The following is a 19,174-nucleotide window of genomic DNA, read 5'->3' as shown; positions in this document are numbered from 1 at the left end:
GGAGGTGCTTCACGTTGCGGAACAGCGATGTGGATGGTGTCGCACTGGAAATAACCGAGCTGGACTATGCCATCGGCAATCGCCGGTTGTTCTCCGGACTGGAGCTGTCGGTGGCCATTGGGGAGACCTTGGCGGTGCTGGGTCCCAGCGGCTCCGGCAAGTCGACCTTGTTGTCGTGTGTATTGGGGCTGCTGCGACCGGATCGGGGTTCGGTGCGGGTGGCCGGTACCGAGATCACCAAGCTGGGTTCGCGGGGCCTGGCCAAGACACGGGCCGAGTCGATCGGGATGGTGTTCCAGTTCGGAGAGTTGCTGCCGGAGCTCAGTCCGGTGGAGAACGTCGCCTTGGCGGCTATGTTGGCGCGCAAGGCATCGGCCGACATCTACCAGCGCGCTCAGGCGCTGCTGGATGAGCTCGGGGTGCCGGAGGCCAAGACGAGCGCCTCGCTGTCGGGCGGAGAACGGCAACGCACCGCGGTGGCCCGAGCGCTCATCAACTCTCCGGTGCTGCTGTTGGCCGATGAGCCGACCGGTGCCCTGGACGCCGAAGCCCGTGACAAGACCGCTGGCATGTTGTTCGACGTGCCCAAACGCCACTCCTGCGGAATGCTGCTGGTGACGCACGACCTGGCGGTGGCGGCACGAGCGGATCGCGTGGTGAGCATCGTTGACGGCGCGCTGGAAACCGTTTCGATCAAGGAGGCCGTTTCGTGATGCGAAAGCGGTCGCTGACGAGCCGCTTGATCTCGATCGGGACGGTCGCGGGACGCCGGGGTGAGTCGGGGGGAGTTCGGTACGTGGCTTTGCTGCTCGCCACATTCGTCCTCGCCGTGGGGTTGGCGGCGCTGGCCGCTGTGGATGTCGGATATGGCGGCAAACATGAGCGGGCGCAAGCGCGTACACCCATTCCCGCCTCCGCGAACGGGGGCGCGAAAGCCGACCTGTTGTTGAAGTACACAAGCGACGATCTGGAGGATCACCGGGCGTACGATGTGGTGCTGGTTTCACCGTCGTCACGGGACGCGCCGGTGCCGCCGGGAGTTCGGCGCTGGCCGAAACCGGGGGAGTTCCTCGGTTCTCCGGCGCTGCTTCGAGAGGGTGCCGCCGAGGGAATCTCGAAGCGTTACGGCAAGCTCGCGGGATCCATCGGGCAGGAGGGGTTGGCGGACCCCTCCGAACGGTTGGTCTTCGTCAATCCCGTCGAGGAGTTGACGTCCGGCGACACCGGGGTGCAGGAGATCGCCGGATTCGGCGGAAGCACGGACCCACCGTTCAGCGGTACCTACTACACCCACGACAGTCCTAAATGGGCTCTTCAGCTTCTGGTGGCGATCCTGGTCGTGGTTCCCGGACTGGCGTTGACGTTGGTGGCGGCGCGTACCGGTTCACACTCCCGCGATCGCCGCATCGCCCTGATCACCGCCCTGGGGGGACGGCGAGGCGACCGGGCTTGGCTGAGTGTCGGTGAAGCATGGCGACCGGTGGTCTGGGGATCATCCGCGGCGGCACTCGCGGTCGCCGTCCCCGCCATCGTGGATGTGCGGATACCGGTGACCGGCTACGTTCTCTCGTCCGCGGACCTGCGTGAATCAGCTGGCTGGCTGGGTGCCGCGGTCTTGGCGGCGGGATGCCTGGTTCTGGCGACGACCGTGTACACCAACCGACACAAGCGAGTGCGACGATCGCGGCGAGGTGGCGCCAGTACGCGTCCGGTCGGGGTGGTGCGCAGGTCATTGTGGTTGTGGGCGCTCCTGTGTCCGGTGTGCGTCGCCACAGCCGTGTACTTCTCCGAAGTGTTGTTCCCGCCCCGGACGCCACCGAGCATCCTCGTCAAGTTCGCGAGTATCGCGGGGACAGCTGTGACGCTTCCCGCCGTCATCGCGTCGGCGACCATTCTCGTCGGCTGGTCGCTCGCCCGGGTTGGACTGCGAAGGCGTCGGCCCGCGCCGCTGGTGGCCGGACGCCGCATCGCCAACCACTTCGGACCCACCGCCCGATTGATCGCCGGGCTCACGGTAGGCATATTCGTGTTTCTGCAAGCCGTCGCCTGGCAGGGAAACTCGGCCAAGGCATCCATCGCCACCGAACGGGCAAGCCAGGAGATCGGGCATTCCGCCGTCCACATTGAGAACGAGGCGTCCGAGCTCGGGACAGAGAAACAGATTCAGGACTTTCTCGATCGATTGCCAACGCACGTGGCCTCACTGGCGCTCACCACCGCTGAAACAGAGGACGGTGATGACCTCAAGGTGATTCACGGGGAATGCCGCGACATCCGGTCGGCCGGATTGGCTTGTCGCGATGGGGTGATGAAAGACGTTGCCGCGATCTCCGGGCTGGAACCCTGGCTTCGGACGGCGATATACGGGTACGTGTCGGAAGAAGAATTGACCGGCGGAGGGATGGATGGATTCTTCTCGCCTCTTGAGTCCGATGTAGATTCCAATTCCGCGAAAGTCATGGCCTCGGAGAATGGCGACTCCTCGCCGAAACTGCTGTTGTTCGATACCCGTGGCCGCGAACTGGATGTTCCCGAATTGAAACGTGTCGCGTATCAGGCTCTGCCCGAGGGCGCGAGCATTGATCTGGTCGGTGAGACCGTGGGCGCTGCGGAGCGGGATCAATCCAACTGGTCGTTGTTGCTCGGGATCGTCGCGGTGTCGATCGCGGCGGCCGCCTCAGCGTTGTCGGCGGTCGCGGAGTTTCTCAGGCACGGCCGAGCCTTGGCGCCGCTGACCGTTCTGACAGGTGGCTATCGGATTTTCCGTGTCAATGCCATATGGATGGTGTCCCTCGCGATGTGCCTGGCCACGGTCGTGAGCCTCGCGGTCGGGACCTGGCTGGCGAAACCCTTTGACCAGGGTGGATTCGTCTCGCCTGGACTCGTGTCCACAGTCCTGGTCACCACGCTCGCGCTCTCCGGTGCCATGTCCGTATGGGCGGGCCAGATCGCGGTCCGGCAGGCCCGGCAATGGCGACCCTCGGGATTGGACTGACTATGGCGCTGGACGGACGAGGATCATTGACGCGGCGGCTGTTGGCCGTCGGTCGGGTCGCTGGGCGGCGGGGTGAGTCCGGGGACGTGCGGTTCGTTTCGCTGCTGTTGGCGACGGTCTTGCTGAGTCTCGGTTTGGTGTCGCTGGTCGCCGTGCACGCTGGCTACGCGGGTGTCTGGGAGCGCACCCAGGCCAGATTGGCTGTGGAGGCGGAGGATACGGACGATCCGGATTCCGTGGTCCTCATGAAGTTCCGGGACGACAGTCTGGCGGACGGTCGGACATTTGACGTGGTTGTCGTCGATCCCGGAGAGAATGCGACGAAGCCGCCTGGTGTCGACACATGGCCTGGGCCCGGCGAGGTGCTCCTGTCACCCGCGCTGCGGGAGGATGGGACATCCGAGAACATCGAGCAGCGGTACGGGACGCCGGTGGGGACTGTCGGTCAGGACGGTTTGACGGACCCGATGGAGCGAATGGCCTATGTGGGGGCGCGCGACGGTCTCGATCCGGGCGACCCGAACGTGACACGCGTGATCGCATTCGGAGATACCAGGGATGAGTGGGCGCTGGGCGGCTTCCACAGCCACGATCGTCCTGAATGGTCGCCGCGGTTGCTCGTCTTCGGATTGCTGGTGGCTCCCGCCCTGGCGTTCGTGTTCGTGGCGTCGCGAACCGGTTCCCATCTGAGAGATCGACGCATCGCGCTGGTGACCGCGCTTGGCGGACGAGGTCGAGACCGGGTGTGGTTGAGCATCGGCGAGGCTTGGCGTCCGGTGTCCACCGGCGCCGTGGTCACCGGTTGCGCCGCGGCCGTCTCCATGTTCGTCGACGTGCCGGTGCCGGTGATCGGCTACGTGATGTCGGCGGCCGACATGCGAGGCGTGGCGGTGAACGTCGTGCTGGCGATATTGGGGGCGTTCGCGCTGGTGATGAGCACGGTGGTGTGGACCAACCGGCACAGGCGTCACACCAGTGCGAAGCGAGGTGGCGCCAGTACCAGGCCCGTGGGCTCCATGCGCCCGCTGACGTGGGGGTGGGCAGCGCTGTGCCCGATCATGATCTTCACCGCGGTGTTTCTGCCGGACCTGGTGTTCGCTCCGGGAACCCCTCGGTACGTCTACTGCGGGTGGCTCGGAACCGTGGGCACAGCACTGACGTTGCCAGCGATCGTCGCCGCGGGGACCATCGTGTCGGGTCGTGTCCTGGCGAAGCTGGGGCGGGCACGGCGAAATGCCGGACAGCTGGTGGCGGGCCGCCGAACCGCGGTGCATTCACCCGCGACCGGGCGCATGGTCGCTGGCATCACCATTGGCGTGTTCCTGTTCCTGCAAGCCGTCGGCTGGCAGAGCATATTCGCGAGCCAGTCGTTGTTCGCCGAGCAACGACAGGAGCTCCTGGGCCGCGGTGCGGTACAGATTGAGAGTGAAAGTGCTGAACTCGGCGGGAGGGCGGACATCGAAGGCTTTCTCGACAGGCTGTCTCCACACTCGAGACCCATTGCCGTGACCCGACGCGACGGTGACGGCGACGAGGAGTTCGTGACGGTTCATGGATCGTGTGGCGATCTGAGATCGACCGGTCTGAAATGTCAGGACGGGGCGTCGGTGGAGTTCGCCGACGCGAAACGGATGGACCAATGGCTGAGCGATGTGGCGTTCGGGGCTGTCCACGGGCTCGACCACATTGATGAAGGGGAACCCATGCCGGTCATGACAGTGGATGTCACCGATCGGCTTGTTGACATCGTTGCCTCGCAAACCGGGGGTTACTCCCCGGAGTTGCTGATATTCGACGAACGAGGACATGACATCGATGTTCCGACGATGAAGCAAACCGCGTATCGATACTTGCCGAGTGGCGCCGAGATCGAGCTCACGACTGGCGACACGGGTTACAGTGCGGCTCTGCGGGACCAGTCGCGGTGGGTTTTCCTGTTCGGCGTCATAGCGGTGGCGATCATGGCCGCCGCGGCGGCATTGTCGGGGGCCGCTGAGTTTCTTCGTCATGGCAAGTCCCTGGCGCCACTGACAGTCCTCACTGGAAGGTTCACCGTGTTTCGAACGGGTGCCGCTTGGGTTGTGTCACTGCCGTTGTGTCTGGGAATCGGGGCCAGTCTGGCCGTGGGAGTCTGGCTGGCCAAACCGCTTGACTTCGCCGGATTCATCTCACCCGGACTCGTGGCCACGATCGTGATCGTCACGCTCGTCCTGTCCGCTGCCATGTCCCTGTGGGCCGGGCAGGTCGCGGTCCGGCAGGCGCGGCGGTGGCGGCCGTCCGGGGCTGATTGATGTCGCGCGCGGGGTCTCGCCACATCCGAGGACCTGGCCGGAGATCGAGATCGGCCGTTGCGCGACAATGGCCGCGTGACCACTCGTGACGTCGTACTGCTCGGTTCCACCGGTTCCATCGGGACGCAGGCCATCGAGGTGGCCCAGGCGAACCCCGACAAGTTGCGCATCGTGGGGATTGGGGCGCAGGGGTCCAACCCCGGGTTGTTGGCCGAGCAGGCGCTCGGGCTCGGGGTGGATGTGGTGGCCATTCATCGGTCTTGTGCCGCCCAGGAGTTGCAGCTGGCGTTTTACGCTGTGGCGGAGAAGAACGGGTATTCCAAGGGCGAGTATCGGTTGCCGAAGATCATTGCCGGGCCTACCGCTATGGAGGAGCTGGCGGCTTGGCCTTGTGACACCGTGTTGAACGGGATTACGGGGTCGATCGGGTTGGCGCCCACGTTGGCCGCGTTGAAGGCGGGGCGGACGTTGGCGTTGGCCAACAAGGAGTCGCTGGTCGCCGGTGGGGCGTTGGTGCGGGGGTTGGCCGAGCCGGGGCAGATCGTGCCCGTGGACAGTGAGCATTCGGCGTTGGCCCAGTGTCTGTGGAGTGGGAAGGCCGAGGAGGTGCGGCGGTTGGTCGTGACCGCCAGCGGGGGGCCGTTTCGGGGGAGGACTCGGGACGAGTTGGCCGATGTGACGGTGGAGCAGGCGCTGGCGCACCCGACGTGGGCCATGGGGCCGGTGGTGACGATCAACTCGGCCACGATGGTGAACAAGGCGCTTGAGGTCATTGAGGCCCATGAGTTGTACGGCATCGGGTATGACGACATCGCTGTGATGGTGCATCCGACGTCGGTGATTCATTCGATGGTGGAGTTCGTGGACGGGTCGACGATCGCGCAGGCGTCGCCGCCCGACATGAAGTTGCCGATCGCGTTGGCGCTGGCGTGGCCGAGAAGGTTGGCGGGGGTGGCGAAGGCCGTGGACTGGACGCGGTCGCACACCTGGGAGTTCTTCCCGTTGGATGACGAGGCGTTTCCGGCGGTGAACCTGGCGCGGGAGGCGGGTAGGACGGGGCGGTGCCTGCCCGCGATCTACAACGCGGCGAACGAGGAGTGCGTGGACGCGTTCACTAAGGGTGAGCTGCCGTTCTTGGGGATCGTCGACACTGTGGCGGAGGTCCTAGCGGCCACGCCCGGATTTGACGAACCAGGTACCGTCGATGACGTGCTGGCGGCCGAGAAGTGGGCGCGAGACACGGCGCGCGAACGGATCGCGCGGGTGGCGAAGTGAGCCGTGGTGGATACGGCCGTAGAGCAGAGGGTGTAGATGGCTTACGTCGTTGGGTTGGTGCTGTTCGCCCTGGGCATCTTGATCTCGGTCAGCCTCCATGAGGCCGGCCATATGGGCACCGCGAAGATGTTCGGGATGCGGGTGACGCGGTTCTTCGTCGGGTTCGGTCCGACGATGTTCTCGTTCCGTAAGGGGGAGACCGAATACGGCGTGAAGTGGATCCCGTTGGGCGGTTTCGTCAAGATCGCCGGGATGACGCCGCAGGAGGAGGAAGAGGACCAGACCCCTCCCGAGGAGCAGCACCGGGTTTTCTGGCGCAAACCGGTGTGGCAGCGCACGATCGTGCTCGCCGCCGGGTCGACGGTGCACTTCATCCTGGGGTTCCTGATCCTGTGGATCATGGTGTCGTTCGTCGCGGCCCCGAACCCGGCGTTCGCCAACGAGATCAACACTTCCACGAAGATCACCGTCTCGGACTGTCTCATCACCGACGCCAGCCGGGCCGAGTGCTCGGACGAGGACCCCGAAGCGCCCGCCAAGACGGGCGGACTGAAATCCGGGGACACGCTCATCAAGGTCGCGGGCAAGCAGGTCGCCGGTGAGGAGTGCCGGGTTCCCGGCACCAGCGAGCAGCTCGACCCGACGTCGTGGTCGTGCGCCATCAACGCGATCCGGGCGCTGCCCCCCGGCAAGGAAGCCACCTTCACGATCGAGCGCGACGGTAAGACGCTGACCAAGAAGGTCGCGCCGAAGACGGTGGAGATCAAGGGAACCGACGGCAAGACCCAGGAGGTCACCCAGGTCGGCATCTCGCAGCAGAACCCCACCGTCCCGGGCACCGTCACCTACGGACCTGTCGACGGCGTCGGTGCCGCGGTCACCATGACCGGTGACATGGCGGTGAAGATGGGCGAGGCGATGACTCGCATCCCCGAGAAGATCCCGGCGCTGTGGAACTCGATCTTCGGTGAGGAACGCGACAAGGACACTCCGGTGAGTGTCGTTGGCGCCAGCCGACTCGGTGGCGAGATGGTGGAGAACGACCTGTGGGAGATGTTCTTCTACCTGCTCATCACCCTGAACTTCTTCATCGGCGTTTTCAACATGCTTCCGTTGCTGCCCATGGATGGCGGCCATATCGCGATCGCGTGGTTCGAGAAGGTCCGATCCTGGATCGCCAAGAAGCGCAACAAACCCGATCCAGGGCGCGTCGATTACATGAAACTGATGCCGCTGACGTATACCGTGTTGGCGATCATGATCGGGTTCACCGTCCTGACGGTCACCGCTGACATCGTCAACCCGATCACACTGTTCAATTAGGAGCCCTCCGTAATGACCGCTGTGAGTCTTGGTATCCCGCAAGCACCTCCGCCCGCTCTGGCCGAGCGCCGCAAGACGCGTGCCCTGAACGTGGGCGGCGTGATCGTGGGTGGCGGCGCGCCGGTGAGTGTCCAGTCGATGACCACCACCGTCACCGCCGACATCAACGCCACGTTGCAGCAGATCGCCGAACTGACCGCCTCGGGCTGCCAGATCGTGCGGGTCGCGGTGCCGAGTCAGGACGACGCGGAAGCGTTGCCCGCCATCGCGAAGAAGTCGCAGATCCCCGTCATCGCCGACATCCACTTCCAGCCGAAGTACGTGTTCGCCGCGATCGACGCCGGTTGTGCTGCGGTGCGCGTCAACCCGGGCAACATCCTGAAGTTCGACGACAAGATCGGCGAGATCGCCAAGGCCGCGCAGGCCGCCGGCACCCCGATCCGGATCGGCGTCAACGCCGGGTCGCTGGACAAGCGGTTGCTGACCAAGTACGGCAAACCGACCGCCGAGGCACTGGTGGAGTCGGCGCTGTGGGAGTGCTCGCTGTTCGAGGAGCACGGTTTCCGCGACATCAAGATCTCCGTCAAGCACAACGACCCCGTGGTCATGGTGCGGGCGTACCGGCTGCTGTCGCAGCAGTGCGACTATCCACTGCACCTGGGCGTCACCGAGGCCGGGCCGACGTTCCAGGGCACCATCAAGTCGGCGACCGCGTTCGGCGCGTTGCTGTCCGAGGGCATCGGGGACACGATCCGGGTGTCGCTGTCGGCGCCGCCGGTCGAGGAGGTCAAGGTCGGCAACGCGATCCTGGAGTCGCTGGGGCTGCGGGAGCGGGGCCTGGAGATCGTGTCGTGTCCGTCCTGTGGCCGCGCCCAGGTGGACGTGTACAAGCTCGCTGAAGAGGTGACCGCGGGCCTGGAAGGGCTGCCGGTGCCGCTGCGGGTGGCCGTCATGGGCTGTGTCGTCAACGGACCGGGTGAGGCGCGCGAGGCCGACCTGGGGGTCGCCTCCGGCAACGGCAAGGGCCAGATCTTCGTCAAGGGCGAGGTCATCAAGACCGTGCCGGAGTCGCTGATCGTGGAAACGCTGATCACCGAGGCACTGCGGCTCGCCGACGAGATGGGCGCCGAGATTCCCGAGGAACTTCGCGAACTGGCAGGTCCGGTCGTAGAAGTGCACTGACAGATTGCATTGACGCAAATCCGACGCCTGAAACGTCGCAAATCCGACACTTCCGCTCCGGGCGGGGGTGTTGAGTGGGTGTCAGGTAACTGTTTCTCCCCGTGACAGCCGGTTGGGAAGCGCTAAAACGGACATTAGTGTCATAATCGGATCTGTGAGAACACGCACCGTGGCAGGCCGTCATCGCGATAATGACTCCTGTACGCAATGGTCAACGACTCAACCGTCAACCAGTCACGGGTTAGTTCGAGGGGAGCCGTCGCAATGGGCAGGGTTGTTCGGGAACTGGGTGAAGGCGTCACCAAGTACTACTGGTATCCGGGACAGAAGTCCGACTGGATCAAGTCGGGAATCTGTGTCGCGGCCGGTGGTGCGGTGTTCCTGCTGTGCTATGTGATCACTAAGAACGAGCTCGTGGCCGCCGTATTCGGCGCCTCGGTCACCTGCGGTGTCGGAGGCGTCTACCTGGGTCGCCGGGATGTGGGGGCCCTCAGCGAACTTCACGACATGGTCGCCGAGCGTCGCGCGGCCGTCGTCGACGCCGGACGGGCCGCGTGGCGTGCCACCGTCCAGGGATTCGTCGTCGCCGCCTCGGCGGTGTTCGTCCTCAACATGCCGCACGAGGGTTTCATCGCCGACTGGGTGCTGCCGGTCGTGCCCGCGCTCGTGGGCGCCATCGCGCATTCGGGCGGCATGCTGTACGAGCGGATGAACCAGGTCGCGAAGGACAACGCGATGGCCGATCGGGGCGAACAGTCCGAGGCCGACGCCGAACCGAGGGAACTGGAGCCGGCCGGATAGTCACAAACCGGTCCTAGACTTCCCGCGTGGCAGAAACGACGTGGGAGGCGGTCGCCGCCTCGACTTCCTGGCTCGACAATTCCAACGGAACCGGTGATCACGAGTTGACCTGCCGGATCCTGAAGGTCACCGAGGAGGCTGGCGAGGCGGCGGCCGCTTGGATCGGCGCGTTGGGTCGCAATCCCCGCAAGGGCGTGACCCACACGCGAGAGCAGACCGCCGCGGAACTGGCCGACGTGGTGATCTCGTCCCTGGTGGCGATCTCCAGTCTCGGCTTCGATCCGCAGGACACCGTCGACGAATGCGCCCGCAAGGTCTTGGGGCGCTTGCCGTCGGGCGAAGACGACCGGCGCGATCCGTCCACGGGGGACGGATCGCGCCGGACGGGGTCCTAGCAGGTGCCGCGGTCGGTGGTCATGTCGCACAGACCGGCGCCCGCGCTCCAGGTGAGGCTGTCGCGGGCGTTGCCGCCGAACGGGCGGGCCGCCTGGACGTCGGTGGCAGCACCGGAGTCGGCGGCCAGCCAGTAGCGGATCTCGGTGACGGCGTCGCCCTCGGTGAGGCGGTACACGTAGAACGGTGCCGCGACCGGGGACCGGCCACCAGCCGGGTCGGCCCACCAGTTGGCGCCCTGGGCGTTGGCGGCGTTGACGAACAGGCACTCGACCTTGACACCGCCGAACTCGCATTCGCGGGGCTCGGCGCCGCCGAGGTTGGTGACGCCGTCGACGGTCACGACTCCGGCCAGCGCGCGCTGGTAGGTGTCCTCGCAGGCGCCCTCCCAGCAGGCAACCCAGGGCTGCCAGGCGGCGCGGCGGGCTGAGGCCTCGGACGCTCCGCCGTTGAGGGAGTCGCAGTAGGACGCGAGGATACCGGGCACCGCGCGTCCCGCCGTGTACTCGACGTTCATGGCCTCACCGGCGGTGTAGTCGGTGCCGAGCCCCGCCGAGTCCATCTGCCACATTCCAATGCCGGGGTGGAACCACAGGCCGGGCGCGCGACCCTCGGGGTCGCCGAGCGTGGGCTGGGTGTCGTAGCGGGACAGGGTCATGGGCGAGGGCGGTTCCCCGGACGGGGCGGTCTCGGGCCAGGTCATGGCGATGGACAGCGCCACCGCCGCGTCGACGCTGATCTGGCAGGACGCGCCGGGGACGGCGGCCTCGGCGGCGGTGCGCACCGAGGCCAGCGGCTCGGTACCGAATTGCAGGTCGGCGGAGGGGTCGACCCAGGCGTTGTCGAGTTTGAGTTTCTGGGCGGTGGTCAGTTTGTCCCGATCGACCGTGGGTTCGGCGTTGGCGGGCAGGACGAAGGCGGCGGTCGTCAGTGCCACCGCCAGGCCGGGCACCGCCCACATCGCGATGCGACGCAATCTAGACATTTGCATGCTCCTTTGCGTTGGGCAGGTTGGCGAGCCTAGGGGCCTGCTCCAAGAAAGGTCCATAAAGTGCAGCAAGCGGCCACTCACCGTCCGCTGAGGTGGGAGCGGGCGGACATGGGCGGGCCGGGCCGGTGCGGTGGCATAGGCTTGGCGGCCGTGAGCCAGGACCTGACCGGATTCGTCGTCGTCGACAAGCCCCCCGCCATGACCTCGCACGACGTCGTGGCCCGGATGCGGCGGCTGGCCAAGACCCGCAAGGTCGGCCACGGCGGCACCCTCGATCCGATGGCCACCGGGGTGCTGGTGCTGGCCGTCGGACGGATCACCAGGCTGTTGACCTACGTGACCGGCTGCGACAAGGCGTACCAGGCCACCATCCGTTTGGGGCAGGCCACGGTGACCGACGACGCGGAGGGCGAGGTGACCGCGACCGCTGACACCGCCGCCGTCACGGAGGCGGACATATACGCGGCCCTGGAACCGATGCGCGGTGAGATCGAGCAGGTCCCCAGCGCGGTGAGCGCGATCAAGGTCAACGGCCAGCGCGCCTACAAGCGGGTGCGCGACGGTGAGGACGTGCAGCTGGCGGCGCGTCCGGTGACCATCTCCCGGCTGGACGTCACGGCGATCGCTCGCGGCGAGGACCACCTCGATGTGGACGTGAGCGTCGACTGCTCCTCGGGTACCTATATCCGGGCGATCGCCCGCGATCTGGGCGCGGCGCTTGGCGTGGGCGGGCACCTGACCGCGCTGCGTCGCACGCGGGTTGGGGGCTTCACGTTGGCGGAGGCCCGCACGCTGGATGAGCTGTCGGGCACCGACAACCCGATCACGCACACCACTGTGGAGACGGTTCGGCGGCTGATGCCGATCCGCGAGATCGAGGCCGAGGAGACCCGCAAGCTGGGCTACGGCCAGAAGCTGACCCCGTCGGGCCAGCCCGGCCCATACGCGGCCGTCGGGCCCGGCGACGTGGTGGTGGCGGTGCTGACCGAGGACGGTCGCGGCGCCCGCCCCGAGATCGTGCTGGCTCCCAGCGGAGGCTGACCGGCCAGCCTGCGGCGGCCGGACGGCGGAAGCGGATCGACCCGCCGTGGCATCGGCTGGTCACGGGCCCCGGAAGCCACGCCGGGCGGTGGCCGAATGGCGGGCCGCGATGGCCCCACGGCCAGCCTTCGGCGGCCGGACAGTAAGCCGCGATGGTCGGGGCCGCTACGGCTGCGGCCGGTGGGCCGGGGCCGAGGCGACCGCCGGGTTGTGGTGGCGGGCAAGCCGGACGCACCCGGGAACGGCTGCGTCGTATGGGTAGGTAAAGATGTTCGCCATGCAGCGTTGGCGCGGAATCGATGCCACTCCGGGGAGCTGGGGGCGGTCGGTGGTAACCATCGGCGTCTTCGACGGAGTGCACCGTGGACACCAGCACGTCATCGGACGGGCCGTGGCGACCGCTCGTGAGGCCGGGGTGTCCAGTGTCGTGGTGACCTTCGATCCGCACCCGTCCGAGGTGGTGCGGCCCGGGACCCATCCCGCCGTGCTGACCGAGCTGGATCGGCGTGGGGACCTCATCGCCGAGCTCGGGGCCGACGGGTTGTGCGTGCTGCCGTTCACCCGGGAGCTGTCGCAGTTGTCGCCCCGGGACTTCGCCCGCGACATGCTGGCCGGAGGACTGGGCGCCCAGCACGTGGTGGTGGGGGAGAACTTCCGGTTCGGGCACAAGGCCGCCGGGGACACCGGGACGCTGGCCGAGCTCGGGACCGAGTTCGGGTTCACCGTCGAGGCCGTGAAGCCGGTGGGGGAGTCCGCGACGGTGTTCAGTTCGACGTTCGTGCGGTCGCGGTTGACCGACGGGGATGTCGAGGCCGCAGCTGAGGCACTGGGGCGTCCGCATCGGTTGTCCGGCATGGTGGTGCGCGGCGCGAACCGGGGCGGTACCCAGCTGGGGTTCCCGACGGCGAACCTGCGGCATGCCGAGCATGCCGCGATTCCGGCCGACGCCGTGTACGCCGGTTGGCTGACCTGGGCCGGATCGCCCGAGCCACTGGCCGCCGCGATCAGCGTCGGCACGAACCCGACGTTCCACGGCACCGGCCGCACCGTCGAGGCCCACATCCTCGACTTCGACACCGACATCTACGGCGAACCGGTGAGCCTGGACTTCGTGGCCCGGCTGCGGGAACAGCGCACCTATGACGCGCTTCCGGCGCTGATCGCGCAGATCGACGCCGATGTGATCGATACCCGCAAGGTGCTGGGCCTGTAGGCCCGTCTGCTACCGTTGACAGGTTCATCGCGACGTTCGCGAACGCACGTGCCTGCCCGACGCCGTGGGTACGTGTTCACTCATCTCGACAATTAAGGGAGATCATGGCGCTCGATACTGCCACCAAGGCGGCCATCATCAAGGAATACGCCACCTTCGAAGGCGACACGGGATCGACCGAGGTCCAGGTGGCCCTGCTGTCCAAGCGGATCGCCGACCTCACCGAACACTTCAAGGTGCACAAGCACGACCACCACGGACGCCGCGGCCTCCTGCTGCTGGTCGGTCAGCGCCGTCGGCTGCTGAAGTACCTGCAGAGCGAGGACATCGAGCGGTACCGGTCCCTGATCAAGCGACTGGGAATCCGCCGCTAAGACCATCGAGGGAGCGACACGAGGTCGCTCCCTCGAATCGTACGGTCCTCCTCCGCCCGTGACGGGGTACCGTGCAAAGAAGAAACCCGGCACGTTGAGCCCGTCTTGACGATCCGGTCCTCGGTAGTGGCGCCCGGGTGCGGAACATACCGCCCGTGCGCTTCGATCGAAGACCGGCCGTAAGACAGCTCCGAGAAATCACGTGCCATGACACAAAGGAGCTGTAGACAAACATGTCCACAGAAGAAAGCACCCGCACGCCCGAGGTGGCGGCGCTGGGTGAACACACCGCGACCGCGGTAATCGACAACGGGGCGCACGGGAAGCGCGAGATCACCTTCTCCACCGGACGCCTCGCCAAGCAGGCCGCCGGTAGCGTCCTGGTGCAGCTGGGCGACACGGTCGTGCTGTCCACGACCGCCGCCGGCAAGCACCCCAAGGAGCACTTCGACTTCTTCCCGCTGACGGTGGACGTCGAGGAGCGGATGTACGCCGCCGGACGCATTCCCGGCTCGTTCTTCCGCCGCGAGGGCCGTCCCAGCGAGGACGCCATCCTCACCTGCCGTCTCATCGACCGCGGCCTGCGTCCCAGCTTCATCAAGGGGCTGCGCAACGAGGTCCAGGTCATCGAGACCGTGCTGGCCCTCGACGAGGCCCACCCGTACGACGTGGTGGCCATGAACGGCGCCTCCGCCTCGACCGCGCTGTCGGGGCTGCCGTGCCAGGGCCCGCTGGGCTCGACCCGCGTCGCCAACATCAACGGTGAGTGGGTCGCGTTCCCGACCCTGGAGCAGCTGGAGACCGCGACCTTCGACATGGTCGTCACCGGCCGGGTCGTCGAGGGTGGCGACGTGGCCATCATGATGGTCGAGGCCGAGGCCACCGACAAGGCCGTCGAGCTGATCGGCGGCGGTTCGGTCGCGCCGACCGAGGAGGTCGTGGCCGCGGGCCTGGAGGCCGCCAAGCCGGTCATCTCCGAGCTGTGCCGCGCCCAGCGTGAGCTGGCGGGCGTCGCGGCCAAACCGGCCGTGGAGTTCCCGCTGTTCCCCGAGTACGGCGACGACGTCTTCGCCCGGGTCGAGGCCGAGGTCGGCACCGAGCTGGCCGCCGGGCTCACCATCGCCGACAAGCAGGAGCGCGAGGCCGAGCTCGACCGGATCAAGGCCGCGCTGGTCGAGAAGATCGCCGGTGAGTTCGAAGAGCGCGAGGGCGAGATCGGTTCGGCGCTGCGGTCGCTGACCAAGAAGCTGGTGCGCCGCCGGGTCCTGACCGAGGGCGTGCGCATCGACGGTCGCGGCACCCGCGACATCCGGCCGCTGTCGGCCGAGGTCAAGATCCTGCCGCGAGTGCACGGATCGGCGCTGTTCGAGCGCGGCGAGACCCAGATCATGGGTGTCACCACGCTGAACATGCTGCGCATGGAGCAGGCCATCGACACGCTGTCGCCGGTCAGCAAGAAGCGCTACATGCACAACTACAACTTCCCGCCGTACTCCACCGGTGAGACCGGCCGCGTGGGTTCGCCCAAGCGCCGCGAGATCGGCCACGGCGCGCTGGCGGAGCGGGCCATCGTGCCGGTGCTGCCCAGCCGCGAGGAGTTCCCGTACGCGATCCGGCAGGTGTCGGAGGCGCTGGGCTCCAACGGTTCCACGTCGATGGGTTCGGTGTGTGCCTCGACCATGAGCCTGATGGCGGCCGGTGTGCCGCTGAAGGCCCCGGTCGCCGGTATCGCCATGGGCCTCATCTCCGACGAGGTGGACGGCAAGACCGAGTACGTCACCATCACCGACATCCTCGGTGCCGAGGACGCGTTCGGCGACATGGACTTCAAGGTCGCCGGTACCCGCAACTTCGTCACCGCGCTCCAGCTGGACACCAAACTGGACGGTATCCCGTCCGACGTGCTGGCCGGTGCGCTGTCGCAGGCGTACGACGCCCGCCAGGCCATCATGGACGTGATGGCCGAGGCGATCGCGGAGCCGAGCGCCATGGCCGAGACCGCGCCGCGCGTCACCACCGTCAAGGTCCCGGTCGACAAGATCGGCATGGTCATCGGCCCGAAGGGTCAGACCATCAACTCGATCACCGAGGAGACCGGCGCCGACATCTCGATCGAGGACGACGGCACCATCTACATCGGTGCGACCACCGGCCCGGCCGCCGAGGCCGCGGTCGCGATGATCAACGGCATCGCCAACCCGACGCTGCCGAACGTCGGCGACCGGTTCCTGGGCACCGTGGTCAAGACCGCCGCCTTCGGCGCCTTCATCTCGCTGGTGCCCGGCCGCGACGGTCTGCTGCACATCTCCAAGATCGGTGACGGCAAGCGGATCGACAAGGTCGAGGACGTCCTCAACGTCGGCGACAAGATCGAGGTCGAGATCGCCGATGTGGACGGTCGCGGCAAGATCTACCTGGACAAGGTCTACCCCGAAGGCCAGGAGCCGCCGAAGCGTCCCTCCGGCGGCGACCGTGGCGGACGCGAGGGCGACCGTGGCCGTGGCCGTGAGGGCGGCGGCCGTGACCGTGGCCCGCGTGGCGACCGGGGCGACCGTGGACCCCGCGGGGACCGTGGCGACCGCGGTGACCGTGGTCCGCGCGAGTCCAAGCCCGCCGAGGCCGAGGTCGTCTCGGAGTCGGCCGAGGGCGACGCCGGTTCGGGCGAGCCCCGGCAGCGTCGGCGCCGCCAGCGGCGCACCGAGGAAGACTAAAAGCTGAAACGCTGACGTGGCGCCCAGACGAGAGCATGGTTCGACAGAGCCAGGCGCCGTCTGGGCGTCACGCGTTTGAGCCAGTATCCGTATCCGCCAATGGGAGTAGGCCCCTCGGTATGACCCGCGCTTTCACACGAACGCTCGCGGACGACCCGCTGGGCGGCACGGTGCGCCGCACCGTGTTGCCGGGCGGGCTTCGCGTTCTCACCGAGTCGATCCCGGCCATGCGTTCCGCTTCGGTGGGCGTGTGGGTCGGCATCGGCTCCCGCGACGAGTCGCAGCAGCTGTCGGGGGCCTCGCACTTCCTGGAACACCTGTTGTTCAAGGGAACCAACCGCCGGTCCGCTTTGGACATATCGGCGCAGATCGAGGCCGTCGGCGGTGAGACCAACGCGTACACGGCCAAGGAGTTCACCTGCTACTACGCGCGGGTGCTCGACGAGGACGTGCCGTTGGCCATCGACGTGCTGGCCGACGTCATCACCGACTCGAAGCTGGACGCCGACGACGTCGAGACCGAGCGGGGCGTGATCCTCGAGGAGATCGCCATGCAGCGCGACGAACCCGGCGACGAGGTGCACGACATCTTCGCGGCCCTGATGTTCGGCGATCATCCACTGGCGCACGACATCTCGGGCACCCCCGCGAGCATCGAGGCGATGGACCGCGACCAGATCCACCGCTTCTACAAGCGGCGCTACACCGCCCCGCACATGGTGGTGGCCGCGGCGGGCAACGTCGATCACGAGCAGGTCGTCACGCTGGTACAGAAGGGCTTCGCGCCACTGTTGTCCGACGTGGACGCCGAACCGGCGCCGCTGCGGGACGAGACCGCCACGGTGCCGCCCGCTCCCACGCGGCTGCGGGTGGCGACCCGGGACTCCGAGCAGGCGCACCTGGTGTTGGGCTGCCACGGGCTGGCCCGCCGCGACGAGCGCCGCTTCGCCTTCGAGGTGCTGGGCGGGATCCTCGGCGGCGGCATGTCGTCGCGGCTGTTCCACCGGATCCGCGAGGACGAGGGGCTGGCCTATTCGGTGTTCTCGTCCACGTCCGAATACGCCGAGACCGGACTGTTCAGCGTCTACGCCGGGTGCACCCCCGACAACGCCCACCGGGTCCTGGAACTGACCAACGAGGTCCTCGCCGAGATCGCCGCCGACGGTGTCACCGCCTCCGAACTCAAGCGCGGCAAGGGAATGGTGAAGGGCGGACTCGTCCTGGGCATGGAGGACACCGGTTCCCGGATGGCCCGGCTGGGCCGGGGTGAACTGCTGTTCGGCGACAAGCTGACGGTGGACGAGATCCTGGCGAAGGTGGACGCGGTGACCCTGGCCGACGTGGCCGAACTGGCGGCCGTCGTGTTGAGCCGACCCCGTTCGCTGGCGGTGGCCGGTCCGTTCACCGAGTCCGATTTTTCCGGCCACGTATCCTGACGACCATGCTTGATGAGGAGACGATGAGCGAGGTCGCCCCCGACGCCATCCGCGTGGGTGTCCTGGGCGCTCGCGGCCGGATGGGCACCGAGGTGTGCAAGGCCGTCGACGCGGCGCCGGACATGGAACTGGTGGCGATGGTCGAGGTGGGGGACTGGCTGTTCAACATGTCCGACGCCGGTGCCGAGGTCGTCATCGACTTCACCCGCCCCGAGGTCGTCATGGACAACCTGCACTGGTGCATCGACCAGGGCATTCACACCGTCGTCGGCACCACCGGCTTCACACCCGAGCGGATCAAACGGGTGGAGCACTGGCTGTCGGCCAAACCCGGACTCGGTTCGATCATCGCCCCCAACTTCGGGATCGGTGCGGTGCTGATGATGCGGTTCGCCCAGGCCGCGGCCAAGCACTTCGAGTCGGCCGAGGTGGTGGAGTTCCACCACCCCAACAAGGTCGACGCCCCCAGCGGCACCGCCACCCGCACCGCCGAACTCATCGCCGCGGCCCGCAAGGAAGCCGGGCTGGGCGCCTCACCCGACGCCACCACCCAGGCCCTGGACGGGGCCCGTGGCGCCGACGTCGAGGGCGTGAAGGTGCACGCGGTGCGCTCGGCGGGCATGATCGCCCACCAGGAGGTCATCCTGGGCGGTGCCGGTGAGACGCTGACGCTGCGGCACGACTCGGTGGACCGCGCCTCGTTCATGCCCGGCGTGCTGCTGGCCACCCGCGCGGTGCGCTCGAAGCCGGGCCTGACGGTTGGCATCGACTCGCTGCTGGACTGAGCCGCCGCCGTCGGCGGGGATCGGCCGTGGCTAGTGGCTGGTGTCGATCACGCAGAACAGGTTGCCGTCGGGATCGGCCAGCACCACGAAGTCGGCGCCGTCGGGGTAGTCCCAGTCGACGCGCTTGGCGCCCAGGGAGATGAGCCGCTCGACCTCGGCCTCCTGCTCCCGCTTGTCGGCCGCGTACAGGTCGAGGTGGGTGCGGTCGTCCTCGTCCAGGTGCAGCCGGGGGCCGTTGCCGTCGGCCGGGGCCAGGAAGTCCGGGTTGTTCGGCAGGGCGACGTATCCCAGCGCGCCCTTCCAGAACTCGGCCGCCCGGATGTTGTCCGATACGTGTAGAACTATCGATCCGATGGTCACCAT

16 protein-coding genes are annotated in these 19,174 nt (G+C 67.3%); 14 read left to right on the top strand and 2 right to left on the bottom strand.

The window, feature by feature from the left end; translation table 11 throughout:
• Positions 1-14: 14 nt before the first annotated feature.
• The 8 genes from SNAS_RS25340 (at position 15) to SNAS_RS25305 (ending at position 10,262) form a co-directional block, all read left to right on the top strand.
• Positions 15-713: an ABC transporter ATP-binding protein gene (locus tag SNAS_RS25340; RefSeq protein WP_013020330.1), complete on the top strand. Its 699-nt coding sequence runs from the start codon at positions 15-17 to the stop codon at positions 711-713.
• 83 nt (positions 714-796) lie between these two features.
• A complete protein-coding gene (locus SNAS_RS25335) occupies positions 797-2,995 on the top strand; it encodes a hypothetical protein (protein ID WP_144300634.1) in 2,199 nt (732 codons plus the stop codon).
• 86 nt (positions 2,996-3,081) lie between these two features.
• The gene (locus tag SNAS_RS25330) at positions 3,082-5,286 is read left to right on the top strand and encodes a hypothetical protein (protein WP_144300633.1); all 2,205 of its coding nucleotides are present in this window, start codon (positions 3,082-3,084) and stop codon (positions 5,284-5,286) included.
• A 75-nt stretch (positions 5,287-5,361) separates the two neighbouring features.
• Positions 5,362-6,561 (top strand): 1-deoxy-D-xylulose-5-phosphate reductoisomerase, encoded by a 1,200-nt coding sequence (gene dxr / locus SNAS_RS25325; RefSeq protein WP_041625168.1) that lies wholly within the window; start codon positions 5,362-5,364, stop codon positions 6,559-6,561.
• A gap of 36 nt (positions 6,562-6,597) precedes the next feature.
• The gene (locus tag SNAS_RS25320) at positions 6,598-7,884 is read left to right on the top strand and encodes a M50 family metallopeptidase (RefSeq protein WP_013020326.1); all 1,287 of its coding nucleotides are present in this window, start codon (positions 6,598-6,600) and stop codon (positions 7,882-7,884) included.
• A 12-nt stretch (positions 7,885-7,896) separates the two neighbouring features.
• The gene (ispG, locus tag SNAS_RS25315) at positions 7,897-9,066 is read left to right on the top strand and encodes a flavodoxin-dependent (E)-4-hydroxy-3-methylbut-2-enyl-diphosphate synthase (protein ID WP_013020325.1); all 1,170 of its coding nucleotides are present in this window, start codon (positions 7,897-7,899) and stop codon (positions 9,064-9,066) included.
• Positions 9,067-9,330: 264 nt separating this feature from the next.
• Positions 9,331-9,867: a hypothetical protein gene (locus tag SNAS_RS25310; RefSeq protein WP_013020324.1), complete on the top strand. Its 537-nt coding sequence runs from the start codon at positions 9,331-9,333 to the stop codon at positions 9,865-9,867.
• 26 nt (positions 9,868-9,893) lie between these two features.
• A complete protein-coding gene (locus SNAS_RS25305) occupies positions 9,894-10,262 on the top strand; it encodes a nucleoside triphosphate pyrophosphohydrolase family protein (RefSeq protein WP_013020323.1) in 369 nt (122 codons plus the stop codon).
• Here SNAS_RS25305 and SNAS_RS25300 read toward each other — a convergent pair.
• Entirely contained in the window at positions 10,259-11,245 is a 987-nt protein-coding gene (locus tag SNAS_RS25300) for a hypothetical protein (RefSeq protein ID WP_013020322.1), read from the bottom strand. The two genes, SNAS_RS25305 and SNAS_RS25300, sit on opposite strands and share 4 nt — an antisense overlap.
• A 114-nt stretch (positions 11,246-11,359) precedes the next feature.
• Between SNAS_RS25300 and truB the strand changes: the two genes are divergently transcribed.
• The 6 genes from truB to dapB all read left to right on the top strand — a co-directional run bounded on the left by truB (position 11,360) and on the right by dapB (position 18,811).
• A complete protein-coding gene (truB, locus tag SNAS_RS25295) occupies positions 11,360-12,292 on the top strand; it encodes a tRNA pseudouridine(55) synthase TruB (RefSeq protein WP_013020321.1) in 933 nt (310 codons plus the stop codon).
• 277 nt (positions 12,293-12,569) lie between these two features.
• Positions 12,570-13,505 (top strand): bifunctional riboflavin kinase/FAD synthetase, encoded by a 936-nt coding sequence (locus SNAS_RS25290; RefSeq protein WP_041626850.1) that lies wholly within the window; start codon positions 12,570-12,572, stop codon positions 13,503-13,505.
• 104 nt (positions 13,506-13,609) lie between these two features.
• A complete protein-coding gene (gene rpsO / locus SNAS_RS25285; RefSeq protein WP_013020319.1) occupies positions 13,610-13,879 on the top strand; it encodes a 30S ribosomal protein S15 in 270 nt (89 codons plus the stop codon).
• Positions 13,880-14,112: 233 nt separating this feature from the next.
• Positions 14,113-16,590, top strand: a complete 2,478-nt coding sequence (locus SNAS_RS25280) for a polyribonucleotide nucleotidyltransferase (protein ID WP_013020318.1) — start codon at positions 14,113-14,115, stop codon at positions 16,588-16,590.
• A 35-nt stretch (positions 16,591-16,625) separates the two neighbouring features.
• Positions 16,626-18,026, top strand: coding sequence for a M16 family metallopeptidase (locus tag SNAS_RS25275; RefSeq protein ID WP_052305138.1), 1,401 nt, complete (start codon positions 16,626-16,628; stop codon positions 18,024-18,026).
• A gap of 5 nt (positions 18,027-18,031) precedes the next feature.
• Entirely contained in the window at positions 18,032-18,811 is a 780-nt protein-coding gene (gene dapB, locus SNAS_RS25270; protein ID WP_041625167.1) for a 4-hydroxy-tetrahydrodipicolinate reductase, read from the top strand.
• 30 nt (positions 18,812-18,841) lie between these two features.
• On the opposite strand, the gene SNAS_RS25265 is transcribed toward dapB, so the two are convergent.
• Positions 18,842-19,174 (bottom strand): VOC family protein, encoded by a 333-nt coding sequence (locus SNAS_RS25265; protein WP_013020315.1) that lies wholly within the window; start codon positions 19,172-19,174, stop codon positions 18,842-18,844.

This window comes from Stackebrandtia nassauensis DSM 44728 (assembly GCF_000024545.1).
Lineage (GTDB): Bacteria > Actinomycetota > Actinomycetes > Mycobacteriales > Micromonosporaceae > Stackebrandtia > Stackebrandtia nassauensis.
This window is presented reverse-complemented; position numbering and strand designations above follow the sequence as displayed.

Coding starts and splice junctions, on each gene's coding strand:
- SNAS_RS25310 (WP_013020324.1), top strand. CDS start 9,331: ATGGGCAGGGTTGTTCGGGAACTGGGTGAAGGCGTCACCAAGTACTAC.
- rpsO (WP_013020319.1), top strand. CDS start 13,610: ATGGCGCTCGATACTGCCACCAAGGCGGCCATCATCAAGGAATACGCC.
- SNAS_RS25290 (WP_041626850.1), top strand. CDS start 12,570: ATGCAGCGTTGGCGCGGAATCGATGCCACTCCGGGGAGCTGGGGGCGG.
- SNAS_RS25280 (WP_013020318.1), top strand. CDS start 14,113: ATGTCCACAGAAGAAAGCACCCGCACGCCCGAGGTGGCGGCGCTGGGT.
- ispG (WP_013020325.1), top strand. CDS start 7,897: ATGACCGCTGTGAGTCTTGGTATCCCGCAAGCACCTCCGCCCGCTCTG.
- truB (WP_013020321.1), top strand. CDS start 11,360: ATGGGCGGGCCGGGCCGGTGCGGTGGCATAGGCTTGGCGGCCGTGAGC.
- SNAS_RS25265 (WP_013020315.1), bottom strand. CDS start 19,174: ATGGTGACCATCGGATCGATAGTTCTACACGTATCGGACAACATCCGG.
- dapB (WP_041625167.1), top strand. CDS start 18,032: ATGCTTGATGAGGAGACGATGAGCGAGGTCGCCCCCGACGCCATCCGC.
- SNAS_RS25275 (WP_052305138.1), top strand. CDS start 16,626: ATGGTTCGACAGAGCCAGGCGCCGTCTGGGCGTCACGCGTTTGAGCCA.
- SNAS_RS25300 (WP_013020322.1), bottom strand. CDS start 11,245: ATGTCTAGATTGCGTCGCATCGCGATGTGGGCGGTGCCCGGCCTGGCG.
- SNAS_RS25320 (WP_013020326.1), top strand. CDS start 6,598: ATGGCTTACGTCGTTGGGTTGGTGCTGTTCGCCCTGGGCATCTTGATC.